Origin of the sequence: Roseovarius mucosus DSM 17069 (genome assembly GCF_000768555.3) — a bacterium.
Taxonomy (GTDB): Bacteria; Pseudomonadota; Alphaproteobacteria; order Rhodobacterales; family Rhodobacteraceae; genus Roseovarius; species Roseovarius mucosus.
This window is the reverse complement of record NZ_KN293990.1, coordinates 31,932-57,815: the sequence shown is the minus strand read 5'-3', so window position 1 is coordinate 57,815 and position 25,884 is coordinate 31,932. Positions and strand designations below refer to the sequence as shown.

The following is a 25,884-nucleotide window of genomic DNA, read 5'->3' as shown; positions in this document are numbered from 1 at the left end:
CGCTCGTCGATTTCAGGTGGGAAAACAACCGGCAGACGGCCCAGCCCCGTCACACAGGTTCTCCCAAAACCGCCTGCAGTTTGCCGGCGCTTGAAATATCGCTCGGCACAATCCGCTCCTCTCCGCTCTCAATAGCGGCGATCGCCAGTTGTGACATCACCGAGAAAATGCCGGAGGTGATACCGCCAGTGACACTCAGAATCCGTGTGAGCATCTTCTCATCGATCTGGCTTTCGCACCGCAGCGGCAAGGTCCGTTGAAGCGTGCTGATCAATCCAATGACATCCTCCCCGTCCCGCCAGGGCGGCAATGCAAAAGCCTCAAAGCGGCGGACAAGTTGATTGTCGGTGCGCAGCGCGTTGCGCGCCTGCGCAGTGCCGACACAGACCAGTGGCACGCGCAACTCATTGCCCAGAAAACGCAGCATGTTCAGGAACCGCGCTTGTTCGCGGATCGTGCCCGCCTGCAGGCTATGGATTTCATCGATCACCAGCATGCCGGGGCGCAGTTCAGACAGAAGCCGCAGGGCTAGGCTTTCGAGCACAGCGAGCGTCGCGCGTGGCGGCTCAGGAGCACCGATCGCCGCCAGAATCCGGCGATAGAAACGGCTCTCGTCCGGTCCGGACACCATCTGCACCGCAACGACCGGCATATGTAATCGGCCGGTGGTCTCATCGAAGCTGGCGGGGTGATCGCGGGTGAACTTCTCGATGATCATCGTCTTGCCCATGCCGCTCTCACCGACAATGAGCAGGTTCGGCATTCTGGCCCGTTCAGGGAATGACATCAGCGTTTCGAGCTTCGCCAGAGCGGCCTCTGCGCGCGGATAGGAGATCCAACGGTCAGCGCGGATGCGGTGAATACGTTCTTCGGCGTTTAGAGCGGCCAGTTGGCGGGCGGCAGGATAAAGATGGGGAAACTCAGTCATCATACCATTCCTCGACAGCGAAACCTGGATGATCCAGTAGCGCATTGGCTTTCTTTTCTGGTGTAGGCAGGGCTTCCGGCGCTTCTGAACCTGGCGTCACATCGATCATCGGACCGGGTTCCAGATGCGAACGCCGCGCCTGATGGCGTCGCATCGCCTTGGTCTGCCGCTCAGCGCTGTCCACGAGGTCACGCTGCGCCAAAATGGTTGAGAAGATCAGCTCTTCATCCACCGCACAGCGCCCGGCTTCGCGTAAAGCGCGCCGCGCCGCCCTGTGCTCCCAGAGCGTAATCGCTGGTCGCGTCAGATCGGCAGGCCGGGCCTCGATGATCCCATCCTCGGTAAGCACGAAGATCCGCGAGAGGTCGCGAGGGTCGTATTTGAGCATATATTTGCGGCTTTCGCGGCCCATCAACCAGCGCAACTCGTCCGACCAGTAGCGGATATGGAAGAGATGCAAACCATCGCGTTGCAGCACGCGCTGCTCGGACGGCAGGAAATCGACCATAAACTGACGCGGATCGGCGGGCATGCGCAGCGCAACCTCATCCACCCCAGCGGCCCATACCGCAATCGGGGTCGTGTCGAGCATCCGGTGTGCCCGCGCGTGGTAGGAGCCGGTGATTTCCAGCGCTAACCAGACCTCCAGCTCCCTAAGCGTCATCACCGCCTCGGCTTCGGCATCAAGATCACCTCGCTCAAAGATGTTCGAAAAATGCGAGCCCGGCAGCAAATGCACAGCCCCCATCATCGTGCCAATGAGCCGCTCGATATGGCCGCCATAGCGTGGCGTGCCGGGTGGGCGATGCTGCAGATCAATCTGGTACTCGGAACAGGCGATGTTGAAGGCGTGGGCATGGAATTCCGCGCCATTGTCCACATGAATCCTTTTGGGGATGCCCCGCGCTGGCCACTCCGTGCCGATTCCGCGCGCCACAAGCCAATGCGATTTGTCCATCACCGCATGGGTAAGGCAAAGCGCCGCAGCCAAAAGCGACGGCGGTTCCAACGACAGGTGAAACCCCAGAACCATGCGGGTATGCACATCGATCGCAACTGTCAGGGTGGGCCTGCCTAACGGACGGCGGGTCACGGGATCGACCACGGTGACATCAGCCTTGGTATGATCGATCTGAACGATATCCAGGGGATGCTCCGCTGTGAGGGTGCCGGGTGTAGCCAGGTGACGGCGTTCGGCTTTGTCCTTACCCTCCCTCTTGGCCATCAGCTTCGCTTGGTCGTGTCGCTCCAGCCAACGTCCCAGACGCCGGATGGAGGGTGGGGCCAGCCCTAGATCTTTGCAATTGGCAGCGATCTCGCCCCAAAACCGCGTTTTTGTAGGTTTGCGGCGGGTGGCGTAAAGGTCTTTGAACAGACGGGAGACGATGGCTTCCACATCAGGGTCAAGCGGCTGCATGCCGCGCCTCGGCCCACGCGGGCTGGGTAACAAAGCCGAGGTGCGACCATCCTCACGGAACCTCTTCAGCCAGCGAAACAGTGTCGCGCGGCTGACATCAAGCTGGCGCATAGCCTGTTCAGCATCATCCTGGGTCAGCTGTTCTGGCAGGCCAGCAAGCACTTTGGCGCGGTGCTCAGCCGCGTTCCAATCCTTGTCAGCTGGGAAATTATCGGACATATCTTGATCAATGCGCGGCTGCGGGATAGTCTCATAAATATCGACTCACTTCCCTCTACAGTCTCAATAACCCCGACTCAATCTCAAAATGAAAAAACCGCAAACCATTGAAAACACATGGCACCCAGTCTCAAAAACCTCGGCAGAACGACAAAATCGCGCTCAGCGGCGGCAAGCGGGTCTTCAATCAACGAGGACAACAACAGCGAAGCTGGGCCTAATGAGGCTCTCACACTTCCTTCCTCTGTGGCCGGATCCGGCGCACTCGACCGCTTGGTCGAAACCGCCCGCGACTACGCCCGCGCCGCTGCCTCGGACAACACGCTAAGGGCCTACGCTAAGGACTGGGCGCATTTTGCACGCTGGTGCCGGATGAAAGGCACCGAGCCGCTGCCGCCCTCGCCTGAGATGATCGGGCTCTATCTCGCGGATCTGGCGTCCGGTTCGGGCTCTTCCCCTACTCTATCGGTCTCGACAATCGACCGGCGCCTCTCGGGTCTCGCCTGGAACTACGCTCAGCGGGGGTTCACGCTCGATCGCAAGAACCGGCACATCGCGACAGTGCTGGCCGGGATCAAGCGCAAGCACGCACGGCCCCCGGTACAAAAGGAAGCCATCTTGGCCGAAGATATTCTTGCGATGGTGGCCACCCTTCCTTTCGATCTACGCGGGCTCCGGGATCGGGCGATCCTGCTCTTGGGCTACGCCGGAGGTCTGCGCCGTTCAGAAATCGTCAGTCTTGATGTGCACAAAGACGACACACCAGATTCCGGCGGCTGGATCGAGATCTTCGACAAGGGCGTGCTCCTGAGGCTCAACGCCAAGACCGGCTGGCGCGAAGTCGAGGTCGGCCGCGGCTCCAAGAACCAGACCTGCCCCGTGCATGCTCTGGAACAGTGGTTGCACTTCGCCAAGATCGACTTCGGCCCTGTCTTCGTCAGCATCTCGCGTGATGGCAAACGCGCCTCGGAAACGCGGCTGAACGACAAACATGTGGCCCGTCTGATCAAGCGCACGGTCCTGGATGCCGGCATCCGATCCGAGCTGCCTGAAAAAGAACGTCTGGCGCTGTTCTCTGGTCACTCGTTGCGCGCCGGGCTTGCCAGTTCGGCAGAAGTGGACGAGCGCTACGTCCAGAAGCAGCTCGGACACGCTTCGGCCGAGATGACCCGCCGCTACCAGCGCCGTCGCGACCGTTTCCGGGTGAACCTGACCAAAGCGGCGGGGTTGTGACCCCCCTGCCCTATGACAGGGCACTCAGCCTAGAACGGATTTTCCAACGCAGCACCGGTCGGCGCAAAGTCACTGATATTCCCGGTCACGACGACAGCGCCATGACGTAGCGCCGACGCGGCGATCATCAGATCAGCACCGGTATGGCCAATCTCGGCTGAGAGCCGCCCCCAGATGCGTGCATCCTCGGCCTCAAAAGCAAGCAGTCGGTCCGAGAATAGCAAGACCGTTCGATCTAGCCACATACGGAGGTCGCTGGCAAACATAGGGTCGCGGGTCTCCTGCTGGCGAATGCCGCGCTCAATTTCGCCTAGCGTGATAACACTCAGAAAAAGTTCCTGCTCAGCCTTGCCGCGCAACCAGGCCGCCACTTGCGGAGCTCGGTCCGGACGGCGCACGGCCGAGATGACGTTAGTGTCGAGAATGTACATCAGAAGCTTACATCACGCGGGGCGGCCGAGGCGCGCGTGATATCCCTACCGGGAAATGCCATCAGATGTTCTGCAAAGCTCTCGCGCGCCTTTACCGCACCCTCCAGGAGCCGGTGGTACTCATCCGAAGACAGGACGACCACCGCTGGCTTGCCTCGGCGCGTCACCTCTTGCGGCGTGCCGGCAAGTGCTGCGTCAACCACCGCGCTGAATTTGTTTTTTGCATCCTGAACAGTCCACATCGTTTTTCACCATTCTAGCTAGCTATCTGTCTAGATAAATGGCGACTCAACTTGCTCATGTCAAGACGCATCCAACCCAAAGGGTAGAGTAGTTAAGGTGGGTTGGGAAAACCAATCGCCCGCACCCGCAGGCAAATGGTCGTTTATTAGCGATGTATGAAACTGCAAAAAGACTGTTTTGATGCCCCTGATCGGTTATGCCCGCGTTGTCTAATCGCGGACTATGGGTCAAGCACTTCTTCTCTTGAACGTCGCCATAAGGGCGGCGTTTTTTGTCTTCTGGGCAGCTGAACTTATGTGGCTTGGTCCGCCTATCCGGGGTCAGGGTTGTCTTCGCGGTCGGACATGTGCCGCCGCATGATGAGCTCCGATAACGGCTCCCGCAATGTTTCGAAACGCAGTGCTCCCGGTTGGGTCTGCAGCGAGCGTAACGCGGTGAACCGGCTCGGCGTCCCGGCGGACGCACCACTGCCGATCAGCAGTGGATCTTATTGACTGATTACGCTGGCACCCCCTCTGCCTCAAATGGCTTGCCGGTGCGCAACATGGCAAAGAGCGTCACAGCGAGTTTTCGTGCCACTGCCACGTTCGCGCGTTTGAAGCCGATCTTTTCGCGCAGGTCCGTGCCCCATCGTTTCAGGGCGCTGTCGGTCTTGGCGCGGGTCAGGATGTGGGCGGCGGCCTCATAGAGGTAGGACCGCAACAGCTTGTCGCCGTGACGCGAAATCCGGCCCTGCATATTGATCTCACCTGATTGGTATCGTCGCGGAGTCAGGCCGATCCAGGCCGCTGCCGTGCGCCCTGATGGAAAGGACTTGGTGTCTCCGATCGCAGCTACGAAGCCGAGCGCGTTCAAATGGCCGACCCCCGGGACAGTCATCAGCAGCTGACACCGCTCATCTGTCCGGACTTCGGCCCGGATCGAACTTTCATGCCGGGCCACCTGTTTTCGTGCGGCGCGCCAGGCATCAAGCAAGGGCATCACAACGGGAACAAGCCCAGGCTGTTCGGCAAGGTGCTGTTCGACCCGACGCTCAAAAGCGCGCGCGCCTCCCGAGCCGGAGCCCGCGGCCATGTTGAAGCCAAACAATCGCAGGGCACTGCGGATGGCATTGCCCAGATCGATGACCGTCCGCACCAGCGTCGCCCGGGCCCGGAGCAATGCCCGTCTGCGCAGGTCGCACCATGGCTTCACACGCACGTCGCGGAACAAACCGGTTCTCAACAGATGCGCGAGACCTTCGGCGTCGTTTGCATCGGTCTTGTTAACTGTCACCGAAAGCGCGGCGTGCGCTTGGCGTGCGTCCATGCAAGCGACGTCAAAACCCAGATCGGTCAGGCCATGGTAGAGCCACGAACTCCAGCTGCCCGTCTCAAGGCCAACTTTCTCAAGCTGTTTGGCGTAGGGGTGCAGCACTGTCGCAATGTCGCTCGGGGTGGTCGACACTTTTCCGCGCCAGACGCACTTTCCAGACACATCAACGATATGAACCTGCGTCTCTTTCTTGGACACATCAAGGGCGGCAAACATGGGCATAGGGGTATCTCCTTCAAGGTTTCTATCCCCGCAGCTTGCACCATCCATTCGATCAGCGCCGCCGCGATTACCTCATGTATCGACCGAAGATCAGACCCCCCTGCCCCAGTCGCAGGCCCTGAAATCCGCGGGTTGCGCCGAGATCCATGAAGAACAGGCCTCGGGCGGCAATCGTGCGCGACCGGTGCTTGCGCGGGTGTTGGAACGCATCGGCAAAGGCGACACGCTGGTCGTCGTGCGGATCGACCGCCTCGCGCGATCCCTCTCGCATCTGCTGGAGGTGATCGAGCGGCTGGAGGCGAAGGGAGCCTTCTTCCGCTCGCTGACCGATCCGATCGATACGTCCTCGCCTCAGGGCAAGTTCACCCTGCAGGTCCTCGGCGCCGCGGCCGAGTTCGAGCGCGCCCTGATCCGCGAACGCACCAAGGCTGGCCTGGCCAGCGCACGGACCAAAGGCCGGGTTGGCGGCAATCCGGGCCTGCGCGCGCGGGATCCGGCGGCGCTGCGCAAGGTGAGGCTGGCCCGACAGGACGGCTACATTGAGCGTCTGAACGAGACGGCACAGGACTGGGTGCCCCACGTCCGCCGCCTGCGGCCCGACTTGGCTTGGGAAGACGTGGTGCGCATCATCAACGGCCCCTTGCCCGAGGCGCGTCGCTGGACTCAAAGCCGTCTCTTGCGCGCTGTGAAGGCCTTTGTCCGCGACGGCTTCCTGCCGGCCGAGGTGCTGGCCCGCGCCGGGCGCCGCGAAACCGACGACCGTCTGCCCGCCATCGTCGCTGCCATCAAGGGCGCGGACCCCGACATCACGCTTCAGGCGATCTGCACCCGGCTGGAAGCGATGCGCGAACGCACACCACGCGGGCGGACAAGCTGGCAGCCTTCCTCTGTGAAGATGCTAATGGAGCGGGCTGAGAGGCTGGGGCTGCTTGAGTAGCCCAGAAACCCCGCAAATCATGCACGACATGGAAGGATTACAAGGCTAAGGCCAGCACCAGACTCAGAAGTTGTCCGCTCATGCAAAGGGGTTGACGATGCGAAGCTGGCCTTCGACCAGCAGGCCATCTTGCATGTCCTCGCTCCATAGCGTGGTACACCCCGCAACCAAAGCGCTGGCCACGATCATCGCGTCGTAGATCGAGAAGCCGTAGCGTTCCGCCAAAGCGCGGCCGACGTCATGGGTCTGCACGGTGAGATCCTCGACGGGACACAAGGCGCGCACGCCTTCGAGAAAGGCCGCTGTTTCCTCCCAACTGAGGCCAGCTTTGCGGCGGCAGTTCACCAGTGACTCGTTTAGAACCTGAACGCTGATCCGGGGCCCCTGCCCCAGGATGACCTCGGCGCGATCGGCCTTCGGGCCGTCGTCGAGCAGGTAAAGAACGACATTCGTGTCCGCGAACTCAGCGCTCATGCGCGTCGCCGCGGCTCAGACGTTCTGCTGCGGACAACTTGCCCCGGAAGCGACGCAGGCCGGTCAGCACCTCATCCGCACGAGCAAGGCGACGGACTCTGACCCGACCGTCGTCCTTGACCAGGTCGATCTGATCACCCTCCTTGAGACCAAGCTCTCGGACGAGCTCCGCTGGCAAACGGACGGCCAGCGAGTTGCCCCATTTTGCGACCTGCATCGTGACCTCCCATGTGGATATACGTTTTGTAATGTATATCCGACGGGTTCCGAAGGCAAGCCTGCCCCAAACCCTAGCTACTCTTGTGCATGACGCAGCGACTGACACCAAATCTAGAAAGAGCTTGCACGAATCTGATAGCTCGGGCAATAGTCTCGATAAATAACGCGCGATCACATAAAAAACGCGCCCACGAATCGAGGCAGAGATGAGCGAAGCTGAGCAGGACCTGGACATTGCCATCGGGCACTACGCAGAGCTTCTTGCGTCCAATCTTCATGCGCAACGTGCTGCCCACTTCCCTCCCGACGCCAAAAAAGTCATGCGCAGCCTGACCAGCGGCGAGGCGGCCGAGTTGCTTGGAGTCGATCATACCTACCTTCGCAAGCTTCATCGAGAAGGAAAGATCGCTGACGTCGAAACCACTGCGGGCAGCCACCGGCGATATACCCTCGATGATATCTGGGAGATTCGCCACGCCCTTGAGGCAAACGCGAAGAAGCCTGGAACCTACGTTCCGGGGCGTCGTGCCGGTGACGAGCTTCAGATTGTTTCTGTTGTGAACTTCAAAGGAGGGTCCGGGAAAACGACAACATCCGCTCACCTTGCACAGCGCTTGGCTCTCAAGGGATATCGTGTCCTTGCGATCGATCTGGACCCCCAGGCATCCCTTTCCGCGCTGCATGGCATCCAGCCTGAGCTGGACCTGATGGAGGGTGGCACGCTGTATGATGCGGTTCGCTACGATGAACCGGTCCCGATCTCGGACGTGATCCGCAAGACCTACATCCGTGGTCTTGACCTGATTCCCGGGAACCTCGAGCTCATGGAATTCGAACATGAGACGCCGGCAGCCATTCAGCGTGGCGGCGCCCGCGCATTCTTTGCCCGTGTGCGTGACGCGCTCGACAGTGTCGAAGCGGACTACGACGTCGTCGTCATCGACTGTCCGCCGCAGCTTGGCTTTTTAACCATGTCCGCCCTTTCAGCATCTTCAGGGGTGCTTGTTACCGTTCACCCGCAAATGCTCGATCTGATGTCCATGTCGCAGTTTCTGCGAATGACCGCTGATCTGCTTGGCGTCATCCGGGATGCTGGCGCAAACCTTCGCTTCGACTGGCTGCGCTTTCTGCCGACCCGCTACAAAGTGGGTGATGCCCCGCAGACCGAGGTCATTGCTTTCATCCGGGGTCTGTTCGGCAGGTCAGTGCTGACCAACCACATGGTTGAGTCGACTGCGATCTCTGATGCAGGGCTGACGAAGCAGACGCTCTACGAGGCCGACAAGAAGGATTTCACGCGTCAGACTTTCGATCGTGCAATCGAATCCATGAACGCCGTCAACGACGAGATCGCGGCGATCATCCAGAACACGTGGGGACGCAATGGCAAGAAAGCCTAAACTGGGACTGCCACTGCAGACCCTGCGCAATGCGCCCGATGCTCTTGAGGGGCGCAGGCTGCGCGGCGGCGTTTTCGAAATCGAGCCTGACCAAATCGAAACCACAGGTCGGCTCGATGACCGGCTGCAGATCGAGACTGAGGGCCTCAAGGCGTCAATTTCCAAGAACGGACAGCGAGTACCAATCCTCGTCCGGCCGCTTGAGGGTGATCGCTACAGCCTGATCTATGGCCGTCGTCGACTGGAAGCTTGCAGAGAACTTGGGATCAAGGTCCGCGCCATTGTCACAGAGATGGAGGGGGATCAGGCACTTCGTGATCAGCTGTTAGAGAACCAGGAGCGGCGGGATCTAAGCTTCATCGAACGTGCGCTTGTTGCCGCAGCCTTGCTCGACGGTGACCATTTGAGCGCATCCGAACGCACTAACAAGGGTGTCGCCGAGGTTCTCAATCTGACCGAGGCAGGAGTGTCGCAGCTGTTAAGCGTGGTCCGCACCGTTGGGGAGGACCTGGTCCTCGCCATCGGTGCCGCTCCGGGCATTGGTCGGCCCAGGTGGGAAGAGCTCAAGAAGTTGCTGGGGGCTACGGATGCCGATCGCGAACTGCTTGCAGTTTTGGCGGGTGAGGCCAAGACATCCTACCAAGGCGGTATTGACGAGAAATCCGATCATGCATTTTTGGCCGTCCTCTCTGCTGCAGGGAAGCCCGAACAGACCACATCCTCGTCTCGCCCTCGCAGGCGGCCCGGCACGGTGATTCCGGGGGTCGGTGCCGCCACTGTCACGACCGGACGTCGTGGAAAGCAACTCAAGCTCGAGTTGAAGGCCGAGGAGAGCGATTTTGTCAGCTGGCTTGAGGGCAACGCCCCGCAGCTGATCGCCGAGCTTCACGAGCGCTGGAAGCGTTCGGAAGACTGAGGAAGAGCAACAATCAAAAAGGAGGCACGAGACAGGCAGAAAAGAAAAAGGCCCCGAGAAGCAAGCTTCACGAGACCTTTCTTAGGTTTCGCACGGGACCAGCCCGCTACAAAACTTCAGTTTTCGCACCTCTGAATGTAGCGATCTGGCCCCTTTCCCGCAAGCGCAAAGCGATTCGCGGGCCAGGGAAATTTTGCCTTCGTGAATGACATCATGGATTACACACCGATTTCGCCGTTTATGCGGCCGATATCGCACGCCCATCTGCGCGTGGTCGAGCGTCCTGAGGCGTCTGTTCCCGGCAAGCCCGTCAACAAGTGGGAGCTCCTCCGCGAGCTGTCCAAGGCACAGGCGGCCTTTGGGGTTTCCGAGCGCGATCTGACCGTTCTTCAGGGACTTCTCAGCTTCTTTCCGGACGATGCGCTTGGCGGGAACACCGAGATGGTCGTCTTCCCATCCAACAAGGCGATCTGCGAGCGGCTGAACGGCATGCCTTGCTCGACGATGCGCCGTCACCTCGCCCGGTTGGTAGAGGCAGGCTTGCTCACGCGGCGCGATAGCCCCAATGGGAAGCGGTATGTGCGCAAGCGCGGCGAAGATCGCGTTGCCTTCGGCTTCGACCTCTCCCCGCTCTATTGCCGGGCAGAGGAGATTGCACGGGCCGCAGAGGCTGTGCGTGAGGCTGAGGACCGTGTGCGGCGACTGAGGGAGGTGGTGAGCCTTATGCGCCGCGACATGGCCGCTCTGGCGGAATTCGGCGAGGAGATCCTGCCCGGGCTTGGCCTATGGGACCAGCTCAGCGACACGGCCGCCCTCACAGCCCGCGCTCTTCGCCGTAAGCTTTCGCTTGAGGATCTGTCGGCATTTCGGACTGAACTGGAGACCCTACTTGACCAGGCGCGTAAGGTCATTGACGGCTCTGAAACAAAAGAAATGAACACCAATGATGCCCATTTTGAGCGTCACCATCATAATTCAAATAAAAAATCTATAGATCTTGAACCTGCCTTAGAAAAAGGCGGGGCGGCGGGCGGCGCGCCTGATGATGATACGGGTGAGCCCGTGGCTGACGGTGAAGAGCATGACACGAGGCGGGTGCCGAAAATCCCACTCCACCTGGTAATCGCCGGCTGTCCCTCGCTCAAGACTTTCTATCAGGGCGACATTCGACACTGGCACCAACTTTTCGACGCGGCTTGTCATGTACGGCCGGCCATGGGGATCAGTGTTTCCGCTTGGGAAGAAGCGCAACGCTGCATGGGACCAGAGCAAGCCTCGATCGTCGTCGTGGCTATGCTGGAACGTTTTTCCGAAATCAGGTCTCCGGGTGGATACTTGCGGGCGCTGACGTCCAAGGCCGCGGCGGGCGAATTCTCTTGCGGTCCGATGGTCATGGCTTTGATCGGTCGGCGAAGTGCGGCTTAACAGCTGTTAAGTTTCGACGTCTTCGGTGCTCGGTTGGCCTGACTTAACAGCTGTTAAGTCGCCTCTTGGCAACTATACGATCATCGAGAGGGAAAGGAGTGTTGGTTTGAGGGTGACGGGAAGTGAGATCGGGAGAGTGGCTTCCGGCGCCCGTCGTGGAGAATACCTGATGACCAAAGCTGTCCAGAAAATCACCCTGTCCCCATCCCGGGATATCCCTTTCAACAAGCTGATGCTGAGCCAGTCCAATGTGCGGCGCATCAAGGCTGGCGTGTCCGTCGAGGAACTGGCCGAAGACATCGCCCGCCGCGGTCTGTTGCAGAGCTTGAGCGTGCGGCCCGTGTTGGCTGACGATGGCATCGAGACCGGCAAATTCGAAATCCCAGCCGGGGGTCGTCGGTTCCAAGCATTGTCCTTGCTGGTGAAGCAGAAGCGTTTGGCGAAGACGACGCCCATTCCCTATATCGTGCGTGATGCGGGGTCCGCGATCCTGGCCGAGGACGATTCCCTTGCAGAAAACATGCAGCGCGTCGCCCTACACCCGCTCGACCAGTTCCGCGCGTTTGTGTCCCTGCGCGACAAGGGTCAGAGCGATGCTGAGATTGCTGCTGCCTTCTTCGTGACGCCGCAGATCGTGAAACAGCGCCTCAAACTTGCCTCTGTCGCCCCTGCACTGCTTGAGGTCTATGCCGAGGATGGCATGACGCTGGAGCAGCTCATGGCCTTCACCGTGAACCCCGATCACGTGCGTCAGGTTCAGGTCTGGGATGTGATCAATTCATCTTGGAACAAGGAGCCATTCCAGATCCGGCGCATGCTGACCGAGACCTCGGTCAGGGTGTCCGACCGGCGCGCGGTTTTCGTGAATGTTGATGCCTATGAAGCGGCGGGTGGTACGATGCTGCATGACCTCTTCCAGGGCGATGACGGCGGTTGGTTGGAGGACCCTGCCCTGCTCGATCGGCTGGTGACGGAAAAACTCCAGGCCGAGGCTGAGACGGTTGCGCTTGAGGGCTGGAAGTGGATCGAGGTCGCGCTTGACCTGCCCTACGGCTACAGCCACGGCCTGCGGTCCCTGTCCGGTGATCCGGCACCGATGACGGATGACGAAGGCGCGGCTCATGCCAAGCTGCTCGCCGAGTATCGCGCGATGGAAGAGGAACACGCGGGTCAGGATGAAATTCCCGATGAGATTGACACGCGGCTTGGCGTGTTGGAAGCGGAGATGGAAAAGATCGAGACCCGGCCGTTGATCTTCGACGCGGAGGAGATCGGGCGGGCAGGGGCATTCGTCACGCTCGACCGCTACGGCGCGCTGGCAGTTTATCGCGGGTATGTGCGTCCAGAAGATGAGCCCGTTGAGGAGACCGCGGTCCAGGATGGTACTGATCCTGCGGTGGCGGAGCAGGGGGATTATCGTGATCTCACCGATGGCCATGGCAGTGCCGCTCATGGCGGAACCGTCATCATGTCGGGTGGCCAGCCGATCGGAGCTGACTTGCCGGAGGATGAGGATGACGGAGCGCTGAAGCCACTGCCCGAGCGGTTGGTCATGGAGTTGACGGCCCACCGGACGCTGGCGCTGCGTGAAGCGATCGGGCGCTCTCCGGATGTCGCGCTGACGCTTTTGCTTCTGAAGCTGGTGACGGACACGTTCCGCACCTCCTCTGTTTCAGGCAGCTGTCTCGAGGCATCCGTGCGTCACGTCTACATGTCGGCGCAGGCGCCCGATCTGAAGGACAGCGTGGTGGCAAAGCTGGTCGACGAGCGTCACGCGGAATGGGAAGCCGATCTCCCGCTTGGCGACGATGCAGCGCTCTGGGACTATCTGACGGTTCTCGACCAGGGCAGTCGGCTGGCCTTGCTGGCGCATTGCCTCAGCTTCGGCGTCAACGCGCTGCATGAGAAGGTGAATCCTTACGGAGCAGGCATCTCTGCTAGCGGTCTGACCCGTCGTATGGCGCATTCCGATCTCGTGGCGCGCGCGACAGGTCTCGATATGGTCGAGGCGGGCTGGGAGCCGACGGTCGACACCTATCTCAACCGCGTGCCCAAGGCCCGCATCCTCGAGGCCGTGCGCGAGGCGAAAGGGGAGGGGACTGCCCAACGCCTCGATCACCTGAAGAAAGGCGAGATGGCCAGTGAGGCCGAGCGCTTGCTGAAGGGCAGCGGCTGGTTGCCCGAGGTCCTGCGCCGGAACGATCTCGTGGCGCTGGACGGTGAGGGCCATGCCGAAGGGCAGGGGGCGGATGTCGATGCCGAAGTGGCCGACAGCGTCAGTGAGGCTGACCTTCCTGCATTCCTGACGGATGACCTGCCTGCTGAAGGCGCGTCGATGCTGGCCGCAGAGTAACGTGTTCCAGCAGGGGGGCGGGCATTCCGCCCCCAATCACCCTATAACATAACAATATCAATAAGATGAGTGCGATTACTCGCATTCGGAATGAGGAATCATGTCTGCAACAACCATCATCGACACAGCCCCCCTCGGGGCGCTCATTCGCTACACCGACGGCAGCCCCAAGCCCCCGGCACGCTTCACCAAGAAGCTGGCGGCCTGGGAGCGCTCGAACGGTGTAGGCCGTCTCGTGAAGAAGGAGCCGCCCCGGGCCTATCCGACCTGGACGGCTCCCGCGTCGTTCACGCTGCATGAGGGCAACTTCTCCTCGGACGGGGTGATCCTCGTGACCATCATGCGCAGCCATTCCGCTGACAGCACCCTCGTCTTCGAGGTGGCCGAGGATCCGAAGCCCGGGCAGGTGCGCGTGCTTCTGGACTTCGGCGGCAACACCGAGCTGCTGCATTTGGCAGAATCCATCACCGCGGCCGAGCTTTGGATCGCCAAGGAAGGATACCGCAATGCGCGACTTGAAATCGTCGGCGATGAAGAGGGCGAGAGGGCAGGGGGCGCGGACCTGGCCGCCTGAGCCCAACTGAAACCGAGGGGCCCGTCCAAGCGCGGGCCTCTCATCCATCACAACCTTGTCCCGGATGTCGCGGGGCGCCAAAGGAACCATCCCCAAGGAAGGACGTCTTCAACCAAGATCTAGGCCGGGAGGTTGGAGGCAAAAGCATCAGCGGGACAACCGGCTCCAGTCGTCAGGGCACTATCCCCCGCTCGCCATTCCCTTCCTTGCCCCGAATCCCGTCTTCGAGATCAACCCGCGAGGGGTCGGACTACGGGCACGCCCGTGCCGCCGGGCGGATTCGGACGAGCCGAACGCACCCGGTGATGTCAGCCAGTATTCGGGCCTGCGGGGTCCTGTCGCGCGGGGAATGGTCCCCCGCCTCCAAGACAGGAGCCAAACAGATGTCCCGCAAAGATGCACACGCCTTCGCAGCCTCCCTCGCCGCCACCCTCATGGTCTCGATCGTCGTCTTCCAGGCAGGGGATGGATCCTACGGCGCCGTCCCCGCCGATGAAATCGACGGCGACGAGGTTATGATCGTCTCGGAGTACGATCCCTTCGGGTGAGGCTTCGGCCTCACTTCTCCAGCGCCCGGGCACGGCGCAGGTGCGCCCCGAGTCTATCGGCGACCGAATGATCGTCGGTGCCGATCTGAGGACCGCCCGTGTGCCGGTTGGCGGATACATTGCTGCGCGCAGGGCGGGGGAGCGGGCGTTCGCTGCGTGATGGGCGAAGGTCCGCTGTGCCGAACGGAGCAGCCGTTTGCGTTGCGGCATTGAACGTCCGCTTTTATGCTTCGTGCCAGTAAAGTATACACTGTGAAACAACCGGCCACCCAAGGAAATCAATGACATCAATTCATTCTCTCGAAGTCCCGAAACCGAAGAATTGGCAGGATTTCGAAGCCATTGCCTTGGATGCTCTACGTCTCCGTTGGAATTCGCCTGATCTGGCCGCGAACGGTCGTCCGGGTCAGCAACAGCAAGGTGTCGATATCTTCGGGCCGGACGACATCGGACGGAAGATCGGAGTTCAATGCAAACGGTACGCAGCACCGTTGAAGATCGATCTAGTTAAAGCGGAAGTGGAGAATTCCGACGCTTTCGAGCCTGCACTCAACACGATATATATTGCGACCACTCGGGATCGTGACGCAAAGCTTCAGATGGAAGTGAGGTTGTACTCCGATAAAAGGGTCAGTGAGGGCAAGTCAGCTGTCAGCCTCCTGTTCTGGGACGATATAGTGGGAAGCCTAGGTACCAACCCGTCAACGTTCAAAACCCATTTCCCCAACTTTACCCTTCCGGAGGCTTATGCCTTCCCTCGAGAACGTCTAGTAGCGGCATTGAACCTCGGCTACTTCGGCAGCCATCTGTGGGATTACGCCGAATTGATCCACGGCGAGTTCGGTTGGATGGCAAATACCGATCCTCACGAGTTCCAAATTGTCCTGGGCATAGTAAGGCAGTACTCTCATTCGTTCCTTCCGGCCAAGGAAAGAGATGCCGTAGTGGGCTCGTTAGACGAAATCGTAGCGATCATGAGCACCGAGAAAGCTTTGAACCGTGGCGATTGGAAGGTGATCGAGACCCTCTGTATACGAGTTTCCAGACGGGTAGTCTCGCTCTCATCAGTTGTTATCTTAGAGTCGAATACGCTCGAAGTTGGTCGTCGCCTTGGTTCGATTTATTTTGGACCGGCCGAGAACGTTGGTGCAGCCACAAGTGCTGAAATGAAGAGGCAAGTAGACGCAATTTTGCCTAGTGAATGTGTTAAACGAACGGCTGCGAAATTCGACGAAGCGGATACAATGAAATATCCATACGGATACTACTGGGCACCCAAAATACTCGCTTATGTTGAGCGGGAGATAAGGTTCGCCAATCCCATGAACCAATAGGCACAATGCGGCAAGCGTTCACAAAGAGTGCACCTATCAGAGACAGCCACAGAACAAGGTCTGGCCGTTTTAGTGGCTTCCTCCCAGACTTCGGAAGGCGCTGCTAGGCAGCTTAGGCTCCAAATGAAACAACCGTTCGTGCGATGAAGTCGGACGGCCGCTCTGAGCCGGATCGCGTACGTCAAGTCTTCAACTGATGGCCAGGTCGCTCGCGGTCTTCCCCGCCTCCAACGCCTCAACGAACCACTGCGGTTTGCGCCCCCGGCCCGACCAGGTGAGTGCCGGGTTTTCAGGATGCCGGTATTTTGCCGCGGCAGGCGCGCGCGCGGATTTCGTATCGGTGCCGACAAGTTCGGCAAAGGAGTAGCCCAGTTCCCGGGCGAGAGCTTCTACCTTGGCGCGGGCTTCCGCCTTCTGCCGATCCTCATAGGTTGAAATCGCCTTGGCGACGTCCTTCTGCATTTTCTTCAGCTCGCCGAGCGACAGTGCGTCGAGATCGAAATCAGCCATTGATGCGCTCCGTGTCCTGAATGTCCCGGTATCGATACTCCGCCGCAGTGGGGCGCTGCAACTCCCGGAAGGCAAGGGCAGGGGTGGCGGGGTGTTGTTTGTCGTCGCCGCCAGTGAGGTGCTGAACTGGGGGTCAAGTTGCCCCGATTGGCAGGGTGACAGGGTCCGGCATGGGCTCCCCGCGTATCTCTGTCTTCTGGGCCATCCCTTCGACTGACAATCCCCTAATCCCGTTCGGGCTCTCGCGCGCAACCCCGCGTCAGCCCGGGCCGTGTTGCCCCCTTTGGGGCTGCCCGCTCCACCCCGGTCCTCTGGGGGTTTCCGGCGGCCGTTCCGCCCACCGTGCACGCGTCACCCGACGGGCTTTTTCCGGGTCTTGTCGAAGGGACGGTCCCGAAGACAGGACACAGAAGGAAGCTTACCATGCAGAACATCGTCATCCTCGCCGGCAACATCGGTCAGACCCCCGAAGTCCGCACCACTCAGGGCGGCACCAAGATCACCAACTTCAGCCTCGCCACCTCGCGCCCCCGCCTCTCGGAAGGTCGCGTGCTGCGCGACGAGAACGGCTACCGGGTCATGGACACCGAATGGCACCGCATCACCTGCTTCAACGGTCTCGGCAAGACGGTCGCGGAGCATTGCGAAAAGGGCATGAAGGTCCTCGTCCACGGCCGCATCCACTACACCAAGTGGATCGACAGCATGGGGAACGACCGCTACGGCTGCGAGATCATCGCCGAGAAGGTCGACTTCCTGAGCCGCCCGAAGTCGGCCAAGAACGAAAACCCCGAGCTGGTCGACCGCGACGACGAGATCCCGTTCTGAGAACGGTGTCTCCCCCGCGGGCCCGGCGGGGAAACTCGCCGGGCTCGGGGCACTGCCGCAAGGTAGCTTCGAGTCCACAGTTACGCGTGCCGCGGGCAGGACCAGTGTCTGCAATGCGCAGCAAGCGGGCTTTGCAAAGTTGGGCCGAACGATTACAGATTATACACATTTCACGGGGGACCAATGCCAGAGTTTTGTAGCTTCCTTGTGTTCAGACCCAGTGAAATTGATTTGATCCATTCAATTTGCGCCACTGCAAACTGGTCCACACGAGACATTCCTGACCCATCTACGCGATATGCCTTCTCCGAAACTGGTATGAGCGAATTAGCCCAGGCCAGTGCGTTAGAGGACATAGGTATCCGACAGGAAGGACAACAAGTCGGGAGGTTGCTTATGCTTGAGACAGAGCAAACCGAGGCGAACAATATTATTCAATTGGTCTGCGCAGCGAACGTCATTCTTGAGGGATTCCCGGTAGTTAAAAACCCACCTACTTCCGGGTTCGAACTCTCTGATGACCAAGCAGATCGGCAGATAACCTTTGAGAACCTTTTTCGAAGAGATGGCCTATTTCAATGGTTTACTTATCGCGACACCCTTCCGGTTGCAGTAGCAGTCGCTGCTGCAGCTTGGGGAAACAATAGGCTTGTCTATGCAATTCATAAGCTGGCAATGAGTTACGAAACCGAGAGTGTAACGCCATGGTCAATGCATCCTCGGTATGGGCAGGCGTTTGAAAAACACACTGCCAATTTTGCCTCGCGTGTGAGAACGTCTGTAGCGATAAACCTTGCATATTCGGCCATCGAAGAGCTTGATCTCGGCGTAAAGGCAAGTAGAGAAAATCCGCGAAATATTAAGGGAACGCCTTACTGGGAGCCTAAGTTCCTGAGAAAATTCAAAGAACGTTTGCATAAAGCTGGGATTGATCCGGAAAGAACGATTGATTGGGTGACCCGAGGTGGCCAATCTGAAGTGCCCGTATATGAAATGCTAAATCAGCTTTCGGACTATTCTGATGGTGCTGAGGTTAGAGATCGTCAGATTTCACTCCCGGACGCGATCAATTTTAGCGAGTACTTGCGCAACAAAATGACTGCCCACGCATTTTCCTCTGAGACCAACCGTCTTGGGCCTTATGAGGTCTATAACGTTCAGCAAGTCGCAAGATATCTGATTTTGTCCAAGTGCAACCTTTGGAACACTTGGACCGAGGAACTTAGAGAACGCTACAATCAAGCTCTCAGGTAGAAGCCAGAAGCTGCCAGACGCTACGATGGCCGTGTCCGCTTCGGGCGGGAGTGCGGACAACTGTCGAAGGGCCGCAACGTCCGCTCTGTCCGCATAGCCGCCCCTCACATCCGTGTTTGAGAGTAAGAGAAGGGCCGGTTTCCCGGTGACAGGTTGAAGGCTGGGAGAGTGGCTCCTGGCGCCTGTCACGGGAGATAGCCGATGGGCGTTGTAGAAGTTCTGGATCCGGTCGCGCCGGCGCGGGCTGGTGGCTGGAAAGTGGATGTGAGCCGGGGTGAGCGGAACGGGCGGGTGTCGTCCGAATGGTTCAACCGGCCGGATGACGAGCGGTATCTGTCGCTCGATGATCTCTGGGCCAATGTGAAAGGCCGCTCCGAACGCAGCCGTAGCCGTGTGGTGCAGACAGCCGACATCCGCGTCGAGGCCGCGCGTGACAATCCCGAACGGTTGCACCTGATGCTGCCGAAAGCGCAGGAGCCGGTCGCGCCCACGCATTGGGCCTTCGGCCAGCTGGCCAGCATCGTCGGAGCCCCGGCCACCTACCTGCGCCAGCTGCCCGCGCCGCTGGCGGGTATCAACCTGCAATACGGTCTGACCAACCACCGGGCCGAGCAGGTGAAGACCTTCGAGACGGAAGACGGTCGCACCGAACTGCGCGCGGTGACTGGCCCCGACTATGGCCGCATCCATGACCATGAGCTGGTCGAGGCCGTGCAGCGCATCGCGGGCAATGGCACGGGCGACACGCGCTGGAAGGTGCCGGGGGTGCTTGACTGGTCGACCGGGGTCTACAACCCCGATGTCGAAATCAGCCGCGACACGACCACGCTCTATGCCTCGGACCGCGATGTCTTCCTGTTTCTGGTCGACGATCACAACCCGATCGAGGCGGGTCGGCTGCCGGATGGCTCCCCCGATCTCTACTTCCGGGGCTTCTACTGCTGGAATTCCGAGGTGGGCGCGAAGACCCTCGGCATGGCGAGCTTCTACCTGCGGGCGGTGTGCCAGAACCGCAACCTTTGGGGCGTCGAGGATTTCCAGGAGATCAAGATCCGCCACTCGAAATACGCCGCTTCTCGCTTCGCGCATGAGGCCGCCCCGGCGCTGACCCGCTTCGCCAATTCCTCGCCGCAGGGCTTCGTGAACGGCATCAAGGCGGCGCGGCAGCAGATCGTCGCGCGCACGGATGAGGATCGGGATGACTTCCTGCGCAAACGCGGATTCTCGAAGGCCGATTCCGGCAAGATCATCGAGAAGGTGCTGATGGAAGAGGGCCGCCCGCCCGAGAGCATCTTCGATTTTGTGCAGGGCATCACGCGGCTTGCGCGCGACAGGACCCAGCAGGACGCCCGCCTCGAAATGGAGGGGCGCGCCAAGAAGCTCCTCGACCGGGTCGGCTGACGCCGGGCCCGACAACGCGACCGCCCTCGCGCGCGGCGGTCGCGCTTTCCCTTCCACATGCATGCCACTGGCCCCGCCCCGAGAGGGCAGGGGGCTTTGGCCTGCGCAATTCAGCGAGAACCCCCATGACTCCCCAAGAAGAAACCATCGTCCTCGAGGCCCGTGACATCCTCGGCCGCTACCTGAGCCAAAACCCGGTCATCGGCAGCTGGCAGGCGCTGATGGACTATTGCGCGCTGACCGTCCGCGGCCCGATCGAACGCTTCCACGTCCTCTATCTCGACCGCAAGAATCGCATCATCTCCGATGAGCTTCTCTCGACCGGCACGGTCGACCATGTCCCGGTCTATCCGCGCGAGGTGATCAAGCGGGCGCTGATGCTGAACGCCAGCGCCCTGATCCTCATTCACAACCACCCGTCCGGCGATCCGACGCCGTCGGAGGCCGATCTCAGCATGACCAAGGAGATCCAGAAGGGGTGCAAGTACCTTGGGCTGACGCTGCATGACCACATCATCGTCGGTGCGGGGACGGAGCTGAGCCTGCGGGCCCTCGGTAAGCTCTGAGGGTCCATCGGACCTATCACCGCTGCCCCTTCGAGGAAGAGGGCAGCGGTTTTGTCTTTGACGGTGAAGCGGGGAGAGAGGCTTTCCGCGCCGTCGGAGATACTCCCATGTTCGACCTGCCCTTGCCGATCCACCCGACCGCCCGCGCGCGGGGCATCCCACCGCACATTCCGGCTGGCGACGCTGACCTTAGTCAACCCTTCGCCCTGACCCTGTCGCGCCGCGCGCCGGCTGATCTGATGTTGGGCCGGGCCGCCCCTCTGGTCCTCTCCCGCTTCGCAACGCTGGCTGAGGCCATGCAGGGCGCGATCGATCATGCTGAGGGGATCGCCCCTGACGCCGCGCCCCAGCTTCTGGCGATCCTCGACCGCGACGAGCGCCTTGTGCTGGCGGGGGCCGCCAGTGACTATGCCGTCGCCTGGTGCCACCCGGTGACGAGCGCGGCTGAGGCACGTGGCGTCGTGACCGAGGCGAGCCAGCTGCGCGCGCAGGCGGGCCGCGTGGCTGCCTGGGGCGAGCCCGATCTGGCGCAGCGGCTGCGCCATCGCGCCGATCTTCTCGATGCGCGGCTCGTCGATCCGCTCTGGCGCGCCTTCGCCGCCCGGGTCCTGCAGGTCGCGGCGTGAGGCCTGAGAGACAGAGGAGGGCAGGGGGGAATTGGAGCTTGCCCCGGGGGAGAGAGATCGCCCGGCCTGGCTCCGATCCCTTCCCCTCACCGGAGACACCCGATGACCCTGACTGAACCCACCCTCACGCCGCCGATGGCACCCTCGACCGTCGACATGGCCCAGATTTTCGCAGCCCATGCCGCGCGCGCGGCCCGGATCGACGCGCTGCGTCCCGGCAACAAGGATCGCCTGTTTGACGGTCTCATGGCTGCCGGCATCACCCATGTCACCGTGACCTTCGATGGTGCCGGTGACAGCGGCCAGATCGAAAGCATCGGCGCATGGTCGGGCGAGACCGCGGTCGAGTTCCCGGAGACCGAGATCGAATACGCGGCGCTCACATGGGACAACCCTGAGGTCGAGATGCGGCAGCTCACGCTGGAGGATCTCGTCGAGCAGCTTGCCTACGACTTGCTCTCCGATACCCATTGCGGCTGGGAGAACAACGACGGCGCTTACGGCGAGTTCTGCTTCGATGCTGCGGCCCGCTGCATCCACCTCGAGTTCAACGAACGTTTCACGTCGTCCGAACTCACCACCCATGATTTCTGAGGGGGTAGCGATGGCACATCCCTATCTCCACGCCCTGTCCTCGGTGAAGAAATGGGGCGGCACGGTCGACGACTTCATCGCCGTGCATGCCTGGTTTGACGCCAGCAAGGAGATCACCGCTGACTTTCGGCACCGGGCGCTGCGCCACCATGCCGAGGGCATCTTCATGGCCGAGACGATCTTCGGCCCGACCCTCACCCTCTCGACCGGGCGCGTCATCCCGACCCGCTGGGTCGGCGAGCAGCATGTGAAGGAAGATCTCGGCTTCATCCCGAGCTTCGCCGATTGGGTGAAAGCCATCCGGCCCGAACCTTGGATGGGCCGCACTACGCAGATCGAGGCGCTGGTCGATCCGCATCTCGCCTCGCCCGTGGTCGAGGTCAGCTGAGATGACTGATCCAGCCTATCAGCGCCTCGGCCTGCCCGTGACGGCTTCACCCTACGCCGTCCTGCGCGCGGCGGTCCGGGCGCTGCACCCGAACAGGCTCGCGGTTCGCGGCTTCCGGGCAGCGCGTAAGCGCTTCTACCGGCAGATGCTCTGCGCGCATGCCGCGCGACAGGCGGTGGGCGACGAGCTAACCGGCTGATCGCCCCCGCTCATCCCTTCACCCCAATCCAGTGCCCGGCCGCTCGGCCGGGTCTTCCCCATTCAGGAGGTCCCCATGGCGGATTACTTCACCCATTTTTCATGCCTGCTCGACGTCGGCACTCCTGAAAAGGCGGCCCGAGCACTCGCGCTGTTTCACGATCTGCGCGCGGCTGATCAGGACGCCGACGACCCAGATGTCCCTGGCTTCGATCTCGTGCAGCAGGATGCCCCCGAGGGCAGCAGCCTCTGGATCCATGATGACGAACACGGCGATGTCGAAGCCGTCATCCGCTTCGTGCTGCGCCTTGCGGAAGATCTCGAACTCACCGGCCTCTGGGGGTTCCAGTATGCCCTGACCTGCTCCCGACCCCGCCTCGACGCCTTCGGCGGTGGCGCGCATGTCATCGATCTCGGCGCGCGCAAATCCATCGACTGGACCAGCACGCAAGAATGGCTGGCAGCCGCGCTCAACGGGGAGGACGTCGATGCCTGAACTCATCTGCACCACGGTCTACCAGTTCCCCGAACTCTCGGATGCCGCCAAGGAAAAGGCGCGTAGCTGGTATCGCGAGCTTGGACCCCACGATGACTGGTGGGATGCGGTCTACGAGGATTTCGAGCGGGTCTGCGAAATTCTCGGCATTCGACTGAAGACCACTCCCGTCCGGCTGATGGGCGGCGGCACGCGGGCCAAGCCCTGCATCTGGTTCTCCGGCTTCTGGAGCCAGGGCGACGGGGCTTGCTTCGAGGGCTATTGGTCCCACGCCAAGGGCGCGGCCGCGCGCATCCGGGACTACGCGACCACGGACGTGACGCTGCATGGTATCGCGGATCGGCTGCAGGCCATACAGCGGCGGAACTTCTACCAGCTCGCCGCCGAGGTCAGCCATCGCGGGCGCTACTACCACGAATACTCGATGTCGGTGGACGTCACGCGCGACAGCCCGACCTGGCAGCCGCCGACCGAGGATGCCGAGGAAGTCGTGACCGAGGCTCTGCGCGATCTAGCCCGCTGGCTCTACCGCCAGCTTGAGGCGGAATACGACCACCTCACCTCGGATGAGGCCATCGAGGAGGGGATCATCGTGAACGAGTACACGTTCACCGAAAGAGGGCGACGGTTCGGGTGATCATCAGCGGCGGCGAGTGGTTCATTTGATCTTTACATTGGGGCCATATGAACTATCTTGAGCGCAATGGAGGACGACATGCAAGTCGCAGAGAAAATCCGGGAACCCGCACAGGTCAACGCCGTCGCGTTGAAGGCTTATGCGCGCGTGGCCGATGCCTGGGGTCTCAGCCTCAAGGAAGCGGCTGGCCTTGCCGACATGTCGGAGAGCACGTGGAAGCGCGCCAAGAAGCCGGACTTCGCCGGGGAACTGACCAAGGACCAGCTGCTGCGGCTCAGTGCGGTGATCGGCATCTACAAATCGCTCGAGCTCTACTTCTCCGAACCGCTCGCGCGAAGCTGGTTCACCCGACCGAACACGGGGCCGCTCTTTGGGGGCAGCCGTCCGGTTGATACCGCCATCGACGGGGGCTTGCCACAGATCCTCGCGGTTCGGACCTATCTTGATGCGTTGCGTGGTGGGGCATGAAGCAGACCGAGATTTCTGATCGTGGTCTCGTTCGTCTCCTGCCCGCCACCTACCACAAGCCGCCATCCCTGCGTGGTCTCGTCGATACCGATGACGAGATGGAGATCCTGGCAGAAATCGAGGGCCTGACCAGCGGCCGTCTACTGGCGGAACGTGGCCGCAACCCGCATCTGGACCCGCGCGAGCTGGCCTGGCAACGCCGCAGCCGTGATCTGCGCATCTATGGCGACAGTCATGTCAACGCCGCCTTCACCTATACCCGCGTCGGCGGAAACCGCTTCAACACCGAAGAGCGCGGCGCCTGGTACTGCGCATGGGACGTGATGGTGTCCGTCAGCGAAGTGGCCTGGCACCGCACGCGCGAACTCGGCTTTGTGGGCAGCTATCATGACAGCGCCCGCTATGTGGAACTGCTGGCGGATTTCATCGGCGTCTTAGATGACATGACCGACGAGCCAGGCCATCCCGCACTGCATCCGGATCCGGCTGTCGGCTATCCCGAGGGCCAAAGCCTGGCCCAACATCTTCGCCGGGCTGGATCGCGGGGTCTGATCTACCCCTCGGTCCGGGCGCCTGCGCCGGGTGGGAATTGCTTGGTCTGCTTCGAGCCGCACGCGATCCAGAACGTCCGACCGGGCGCATCCTGGGATCTTGTTTGGAATGGGACACCGCACTACTCGGTTACGGCTGTCGGCTGACGAGTTACAGCGCAAGCGCCCTTGGAGGTCCGAAGAAATGAAACCGGCTAATGACAATAGCGCGGAGGTCACGCACTTGAAGCCATGTGACCATCAGGTGTTCTTTGAGGCTTTGGACTGTCTGCCCTCACCTCCGGACGCACTACGAGCAGCATTTCGCCGGACGAAAGAGAGGTCATTCCGGCAAAACACATGGCTTCCAAAGATGGACTGAGTCCGCCGGTCTTCTGGGCTTCCCATAGACGCGCTGAGGGCGGCGACGCCTCTGCCCCAAGAGACCACTATAGTTGTCTTTGATCAGGATACTTTTCCAGCGTTATGGACGCTCCAATATTGAGATTTCCAAAGAACTGAGGGGCTAGCCCCAAGTGGTGGGAGATATGAAGACGCGGGTTTGAGAGACGGCGGCGACTTGCGGTGGTTGCCGAATCTCGATGCGATGTGCCTCCCGGCGCGCCGTCGGGACCAGACCTTGGTCCTTCGGACAGGAGTATGACCGAGGCTGATGTCCCGAGGGGCTAATCTGCCAATCTATAGGTTGGCAACCACGCTCGGTTTGCCAAGCCACGGTATGGCAGAAGCTCTGGAAGGCCGGAGCCAGCCGGTGCCGTGCTCACTTGTTTCCGTCGATCCACTTCGACATCAGCCCCTTGTCGCGGAAGCATTCATCCGGAACGGCGCGCCGTTTGATCCGAGCAAGCTTCTCCGCGAAGGCCACCTGCTTCGACGTCGGCAACCGATCCATGTCGGAGACCGGCTTCAGCTGGGCCTGCGCCTCGATCCAAGCACTCAACGACCGGCGGTCCTGCTGAACCTCCCAAGGCAGGAGGGTCTGGTTGCGCAAGGCGAGTGACCGCGCATAGGCGATCTGCTTAGGGGTCGCGGGCAGCGCGTACGTTGTGCTTTCCATGGGGAAACTCCCTTGCTTGCTTGATCCCCAATATAGAACATAACAAGAACAAAATCAAGCCGAGCGACTGCCAAGCATCGGTTCGAGAGGAAGAGGGTGGCCGGGGAAGATCAGGCCTGAGGG

30 protein-coding genes are annotated in these 25,884 nt (G+C 60.9%); 21 read left to right on the top strand and 9 right to left on the bottom strand.

Going from position 1 to position 25,884, the window contains the following annotated elements; genetic code table 11:
- Positions 1 to 49 precede the first annotated feature (49 nt).
- Positions 50 to 973: a TniB family NTP-binding protein gene (locus ROSMUC_RS17565; protein WP_245875229.1), complete on the bottom strand. Its 924-nt coding sequence runs from the start codon at positions 971 to 973 to the stop codon at positions 50 to 52.
- The gene (locus ROSMUC_RS17560; protein ID WP_037275745.1) at positions 921 to 2,564 is read right to left on the bottom strand and encodes a Mu transposase C-terminal domain-containing protein; all 1,644 of its coding nucleotides are present in this window, start codon (positions 2,562 to 2,564) and stop codon (positions 921 to 923) included. Before ROSMUC_RS17560 ends, ROSMUC_RS17565 begins: the two co-directional genes overlap by 53 nt.
- A gap of 117 nt (positions 2,565 to 2,681) precedes the next feature.
- Between ROSMUC_RS17560 and ROSMUC_RS17555 the strand changes: the two genes are divergently transcribed.
- The gene (locus tag ROSMUC_RS17555) at positions 2,682 to 3,797 is read left to right on the top strand and encodes a tyrosine-type recombinase/integrase (protein WP_102106014.1); all 1,116 of its coding nucleotides are present in this window, start codon (positions 2,682 to 2,684) and stop codon (positions 3,795 to 3,797) included.
- Between the two features lie 29 nt (positions 3,798 to 3,826).
- On the opposite strand, the gene ROSMUC_RS17550 is transcribed toward ROSMUC_RS17555, so the two are convergent.
- The 3 genes from ROSMUC_RS17550 to ROSMUC_RS17540 form a co-directional block, all read right to left on the bottom strand.
- Positions 3,827 to 4,228, bottom strand: a complete 402-nt coding sequence (locus tag ROSMUC_RS17550; RefSeq protein WP_037275743.1) for a type II toxin-antitoxin system VapC family toxin — start codon at positions 4,226 to 4,228, stop codon at positions 3,827 to 3,829.
- Entirely contained in the window at positions 4,228 to 4,470 is a 243-nt protein-coding gene (locus ROSMUC_RS17545; RefSeq protein ID WP_037275741.1) for a type II toxin-antitoxin system Phd/YefM family antitoxin, read from the bottom strand. Before ROSMUC_RS17545 ends, ROSMUC_RS17550 begins: the two co-directional genes overlap by 1 nt.
- Positions 4,471 to 4,969: 499 nt before the next feature.
- Positions 4,970 to 6,007 (bottom strand): IS110 family RNA-guided transposase, encoded by a 1,038-nt coding sequence (locus tag ROSMUC_RS17540; protein ID WP_037275739.1) that lies wholly within the window; start codon positions 6,005 to 6,007, stop codon positions 4,970 to 4,972.
- 46 nt (positions 6,008 to 6,053) lie between these two features.
- Between ROSMUC_RS17540 and ROSMUC_RS17535 the strand changes: the two genes are divergently transcribed.
- Positions 6,054 to 6,944, top strand: coding sequence for a recombinase family protein (locus ROSMUC_RS17535; protein WP_037275802.1), 891 nt, complete (start codon positions 6,054 to 6,056; stop codon positions 6,942 to 6,944).
- Positions 6,945 to 7,022: 78 nt separating this feature from the next.
- Here the strand turns inward: ROSMUC_RS17535 and ROSMUC_RS17530 are convergent, their stop codons facing one another.
- On the bottom strand, positions 7,023 to 7,418 hold the full coding sequence (locus ROSMUC_RS17530; protein ID WP_037275737.1) for a PIN domain-containing protein: 396 nt from the start codon (positions 7,416 to 7,418) through the stop codon (positions 7,023 to 7,025).
- Positions 7,408 to 7,635 (bottom strand): AbrB/MazE/SpoVT family DNA-binding domain-containing protein, encoded by a 228-nt coding sequence (locus ROSMUC_RS17525; protein ID WP_037275735.1) that lies wholly within the window; start codon positions 7,633 to 7,635, stop codon positions 7,408 to 7,410. Before ROSMUC_RS17525 ends, ROSMUC_RS17530 begins: the two co-directional genes overlap by 11 nt.
- 208 nt (positions 7,636 to 7,843) lie before the next feature.
- On the opposite strand from ROSMUC_RS17525, the gene repA reads away from it, so the two are divergent.
- The 7 genes from repA (at position 7,844) to ROSMUC_RS17495 (ending at position 16,187) form a co-directional block, all read left to right on the top strand.
- On the top strand, positions 7,844 to 9,037 hold the full coding sequence (gene repA / locus ROSMUC_RS17520; protein WP_009503867.1) for a plasmid partitioning protein RepA: 1,194 nt from the start codon (positions 7,844 to 7,846) through the stop codon (positions 9,035 to 9,037).
- Positions 9,021 to 9,953: a plasmid partitioning protein RepB gene (gene repB, locus ROSMUC_RS17515; RefSeq protein ID WP_037275734.1), complete on the top strand. Its 933-nt coding sequence runs from the start codon at positions 9,021 to 9,023 to the stop codon at positions 9,951 to 9,953. The genes repA and repB overlap by 17 nt, the downstream gene beginning before the upstream one ends.
- A gap of 213 nt (positions 9,954 to 10,166) precedes the next feature.
- Complete coding sequence (gene repC, locus ROSMUC_RS17510) at positions 10,167 to 11,378, top strand: plasmid replication protein RepC (protein ID WP_037275733.1); 1,212 nt, start codon at positions 10,167 to 10,169, stop codon at positions 11,376 to 11,378.
- A gap of 169 nt (positions 11,379 to 11,547) precedes the next feature.
- A complete protein-coding gene (locus ROSMUC_RS17505; RefSeq protein ID WP_037275731.1) occupies positions 11,548 to 13,731 on the top strand; it encodes a ParB/RepB/Spo0J family partition protein in 2,184 nt (727 codons plus the stop codon).
- Positions 13,732 to 13,831: 100 nt separating this feature from the next.
- Entirely contained in the window at positions 13,832 to 14,305 is a 474-nt protein-coding gene (locus ROSMUC_RS17500) for a hypothetical protein (RefSeq protein ID WP_037275729.1), read from the top strand.
- Between the two features lie 383 nt (positions 14,306 to 14,688).
- Complete coding sequence (locus ROSMUC_RS21120) at positions 14,689 to 14,853, top strand: hypothetical protein (RefSeq protein WP_170062589.1); 165 nt, start codon at positions 14,689 to 14,691, stop codon at positions 14,851 to 14,853.
- 281 nt (positions 14,854 to 15,134) lie between these two features.
- Positions 15,135 to 16,187 carry a hypothetical protein gene (locus ROSMUC_RS17495; protein ID WP_037275727.1) on the top strand — a complete coding sequence of 351 codons (1,053 nt, stop codon included), beginning with the start codon at positions 15,135 to 15,137 and terminating at the stop codon, positions 16,185 to 16,187.
- A 189-nt stretch (positions 16,188 to 16,376) separates the two neighbouring features.
- Here the strand turns inward: ROSMUC_RS17495 and ROSMUC_RS17490 are convergent, their stop codons facing one another.
- The gene (locus ROSMUC_RS17490; RefSeq protein WP_037275725.1) at positions 16,377 to 16,697 is read right to left on the bottom strand and encodes an H-NS histone family protein; all 321 of its coding nucleotides are present in this window, start codon (positions 16,695 to 16,697) and stop codon (positions 16,377 to 16,379) included.
- A gap of 423 nt (positions 16,698 to 17,120) precedes the next feature.
- Here ROSMUC_RS17490 and ROSMUC_RS17485 point away from each other — a divergent pair, with 423 nt between their 5' ends.
- The 12 genes from ROSMUC_RS17485 (at position 17,121) to ROSMUC_RS17430 (ending at position 24,851) form a co-directional block, all read left to right on the top strand.
- Complete coding sequence (locus ROSMUC_RS17485; protein WP_037275723.1) at positions 17,121 to 17,525, top strand: single-stranded DNA-binding protein; 405 nt, start codon at positions 17,121 to 17,123, stop codon at positions 17,523 to 17,525.
- A 396-nt stretch (positions 17,526 to 17,921) separates the two neighbouring features.
- Positions 17,922 to 18,779 carry a hypothetical protein gene (locus ROSMUC_RS17480; protein ID WP_146005705.1) on the top strand — a complete coding sequence of 286 codons (858 nt, stop codon included), beginning with the start codon at positions 17,922 to 17,924 and terminating at the stop codon, positions 18,777 to 18,779.
- Between the two features lie 201 nt (positions 18,780 to 18,980).
- A complete protein-coding gene (locus ROSMUC_RS17475; RefSeq protein WP_037275718.1) occupies positions 18,981 to 20,180 on the top strand; it encodes a hypothetical protein in 1,200 nt (399 codons plus the stop codon).
- A gap of 125 nt (positions 20,181 to 20,305) precedes the next feature.
- On the top strand, positions 20,306 to 20,746 hold the full coding sequence (locus ROSMUC_RS17470) for a JAB domain-containing protein (protein WP_037275716.1): 441 nt from the start codon (positions 20,306 to 20,308) through the stop codon (positions 20,744 to 20,746).
- A 107-nt stretch (positions 20,747 to 20,853) separates the two neighbouring features.
- Positions 20,854 to 21,372, top strand: coding sequence for a hypothetical protein (locus ROSMUC_RS17465; RefSeq protein WP_037275714.1), 519 nt, complete (start codon positions 20,854 to 20,856; stop codon positions 21,370 to 21,372).
- A gap of 102 nt (positions 21,373 to 21,474) precedes the next feature.
- Positions 21,475 to 21,966, top strand: a complete 492-nt coding sequence (locus ROSMUC_RS17460; protein WP_037275712.1) for a DUF6878 family protein — start codon at positions 21,475 to 21,477, stop codon at positions 21,964 to 21,966.
- 10 nt (positions 21,967 to 21,976) lie between these two features.
- Positions 21,977 to 22,354 (top strand): DUF6915 family protein, encoded by a 378-nt coding sequence (locus tag ROSMUC_RS17455; RefSeq protein ID WP_037275710.1) that lies wholly within the window; start codon positions 21,977 to 21,979, stop codon positions 22,352 to 22,354.
- Between the two features lies 1 nt (position 22,355).
- Positions 22,356 to 22,553 (top strand): hypothetical protein, encoded by a 198-nt coding sequence (locus tag ROSMUC_RS17450; protein ID WP_037275708.1) that lies wholly within the window; start codon positions 22,356 to 22,358, stop codon positions 22,551 to 22,553.
- Between the two features lie 75 nt (positions 22,554 to 22,628).
- Positions 22,629 to 23,048, top strand: a complete 420-nt coding sequence (locus ROSMUC_RS17445) for a hypothetical protein (protein WP_037275705.1) — start codon at positions 22,629 to 22,631, stop codon at positions 23,046 to 23,048.
- Complete coding sequence (locus tag ROSMUC_RS17440; protein ID WP_037275702.1) at positions 23,041 to 23,685, top strand: hypothetical protein; 645 nt, start codon at positions 23,041 to 23,043, stop codon at positions 23,683 to 23,685. The genes ROSMUC_RS17445 and ROSMUC_RS17440 overlap by 8 nt, the downstream gene beginning before the upstream one ends.
- A gap of 66 nt (positions 23,686 to 23,751) precedes the next feature.
- The gene (locus ROSMUC_RS17435; protein WP_037275700.1) at positions 23,752 to 24,153 is read left to right on the top strand and encodes an MbcA/ParS/Xre antitoxin family protein; all 402 of its coding nucleotides are present in this window, start codon (positions 23,752 to 23,754) and stop codon (positions 24,151 to 24,153) included.
- Positions 24,150 to 24,851, top strand: coding sequence for an RES family NAD+ phosphorylase (locus tag ROSMUC_RS17430; protein ID WP_037275697.1), 702 nt, complete (start codon positions 24,150 to 24,152; stop codon positions 24,849 to 24,851). Before ROSMUC_RS17435 ends, ROSMUC_RS17430 begins: the two co-directional genes overlap by 4 nt.
- A gap of 613 nt (positions 24,852 to 25,464) precedes the next feature.
- Here the strand turns inward: ROSMUC_RS17430 and ROSMUC_RS17425 are convergent.
- The gene (locus ROSMUC_RS17425) at positions 25,465 to 25,761 is read right to left on the bottom strand and encodes a hypothetical protein (RefSeq protein ID WP_037275695.1); all 297 of its coding nucleotides are present in this window, start codon (positions 25,759 to 25,761) and stop codon (positions 25,465 to 25,467) included.
- Between the last annotated feature and the right edge of the window lie 123 nt (positions 25,762 to 25,884).

What these genes read in the sequence shown, in the direction of transcription:
- ROSMUC_RS17565 (WP_245875229.1), bottom strand. Translation starts at nt 973, where the DNA reads ATGCGCTACTGGATCATCCAGGTTTCGCTGTCGAGGAATGGTATGATG.
- ROSMUC_RS17560 (WP_037275745.1), bottom strand. Translation starts at nt 2,564, where the DNA reads ATGTCCGATAATTTCCCAGCTGACAAGGATTGGAACGCGGCTGAGCAC.
- ROSMUC_RS17555 (WP_102106014.1), top strand. Translation starts at nt 2,682, where the DNA reads ATGGCACCCAGTCTCAAAAACCTCGGCAGAACGACAAAATCGCGCTCA.
- ROSMUC_RS17550 (WP_037275743.1), bottom strand. Translation starts at nt 4,228, where the DNA reads ATGTACATTCTCGACACTAACGTCATCTCGGCCGTGCGCCGTCCGGAC.
- ROSMUC_RS17545 (WP_037275741.1), bottom strand. Translation starts at nt 4,470, where the DNA reads ATGTGGACTGTTCAGGATGCAAAAAACAAATTCAGCGCGGTGGTTGAC.
- ROSMUC_RS17540 (WP_037275739.1), bottom strand. Translation starts at nt 6,007, where the DNA reads ATGCCCATGTTTGCCGCCCTTGATGTGTCCAAGAAAGAGACGCAGGTT.
- ROSMUC_RS17530 (WP_037275737.1), bottom strand. Translation starts at nt 7,418, where the DNA reads ATGAGCGCTGAGTTCGCGGACACGAATGTCGTTCTTTACCTGCTCGAC.
- ROSMUC_RS17525 (WP_037275735.1), bottom strand. Translation starts at nt 7,635, where the DNA reads ATGCAGGTCGCAAAATGGGGCAACTCGCTGGCCGTCCGTTTGCCAGCG.
- repA (WP_009503867.1), top strand. Translation starts at nt 7,844, where the DNA reads ATGAGCGAAGCTGAGCAGGACCTGGACATTGCCATCGGGCACTACGCA.
- repB (WP_037275734.1), top strand. Translation starts at nt 9,021, where the DNA reads ATGGCAAGAAAGCCTAAACTGGGACTGCCACTGCAGACCCTGCGCAAT.
- repC (WP_037275733.1), top strand. Translation starts at nt 10,167, where the DNA reads ATGGATTACACACCGATTTCGCCGTTTATGCGGCCGATATCGCACGCC.
- ROSMUC_RS17505 (WP_037275731.1), top strand. Translation starts at nt 11,548, where the DNA reads ATGACCAAAGCTGTCCAGAAAATCACCCTGTCCCCATCCCGGGATATC.
- ROSMUC_RS17500 (WP_037275729.1), top strand. Translation starts at nt 13,832, where the DNA reads ATGTCTGCAACAACCATCATCGACACAGCCCCCCTCGGGGCGCTCATT.
- ROSMUC_RS21120 (WP_170062589.1), top strand. Translation starts at nt 14,689, where the DNA reads ATGTCCCGCAAAGATGCACACGCCTTCGCAGCCTCCCTCGCCGCCACC.
- ROSMUC_RS17495 (WP_037275727.1), top strand. Translation starts at nt 15,135, where the DNA reads ATGACATCAATTCATTCTCTCGAAGTCCCGAAACCGAAGAATTGGCAG.
- ROSMUC_RS17490 (WP_037275725.1), bottom strand. Translation starts at nt 16,697, where the DNA reads ATGGCTGATTTCGATCTCGACGCACTGTCGCTCGGCGAGCTGAAGAAA.
- ROSMUC_RS17485 (WP_037275723.1), top strand. Translation starts at nt 17,121, where the DNA reads ATGCAGAACATCGTCATCCTCGCCGGCAACATCGGTCAGACCCCCGAA.
- ROSMUC_RS17480 (WP_146005705.1), top strand. Translation starts at nt 17,922, where the DNA reads ATGCTTGAGACAGAGCAAACCGAGGCGAACAATATTATTCAATTGGTC.
- ROSMUC_RS17475 (WP_037275718.1), top strand. Translation starts at nt 18,981, where the DNA reads ATGGGCGTTGTAGAAGTTCTGGATCCGGTCGCGCCGGCGCGGGCTGGT.
- ROSMUC_RS17470 (WP_037275716.1), top strand. Translation starts at nt 20,306, where the DNA reads ATGACTCCCCAAGAAGAAACCATCGTCCTCGAGGCCCGTGACATCCTC.
- ROSMUC_RS17465 (WP_037275714.1), top strand. Translation starts at nt 20,854, where the DNA reads ATGTTCGACCTGCCCTTGCCGATCCACCCGACCGCCCGCGCGCGGGGC.
- ROSMUC_RS17460 (WP_037275712.1), top strand. Translation starts at nt 21,475, where the DNA reads ATGACCCTGACTGAACCCACCCTCACGCCGCCGATGGCACCCTCGACC.
- ROSMUC_RS17455 (WP_037275710.1), top strand. Translation starts at nt 21,977, where the DNA reads ATGGCACATCCCTATCTCCACGCCCTGTCCTCGGTGAAGAAATGGGGC.
- ROSMUC_RS17450 (WP_037275708.1), top strand. Translation starts at nt 22,356, where the DNA reads ATGACTGATCCAGCCTATCAGCGCCTCGGCCTGCCCGTGACGGCTTCA.
- ROSMUC_RS17445 (WP_037275705.1), top strand. Translation starts at nt 22,629, where the DNA reads ATGGCGGATTACTTCACCCATTTTTCATGCCTGCTCGACGTCGGCACT.
- ROSMUC_RS17440 (WP_037275702.1), top strand. Translation starts at nt 23,041, where the DNA reads ATGCCTGAACTCATCTGCACCACGGTCTACCAGTTCCCCGAACTCTCG.
- ROSMUC_RS17435 (WP_037275700.1), top strand. Translation starts at nt 23,752, where the DNA reads ATGGAGGACGACATGCAAGTCGCAGAGAAAATCCGGGAACCCGCACAG.
- ROSMUC_RS17430 (WP_037275697.1), top strand. Translation starts at nt 24,150, where the DNA reads ATGAAGCAGACCGAGATTTCTGATCGTGGTCTCGTTCGTCTCCTGCCC.
- ROSMUC_RS17425 (WP_037275695.1), bottom strand. Translation starts at nt 25,761, where the DNA reads ATGGAAAGCACAACGTACGCGCTGCCCGCGACCCCTAAGCAGATCGCC.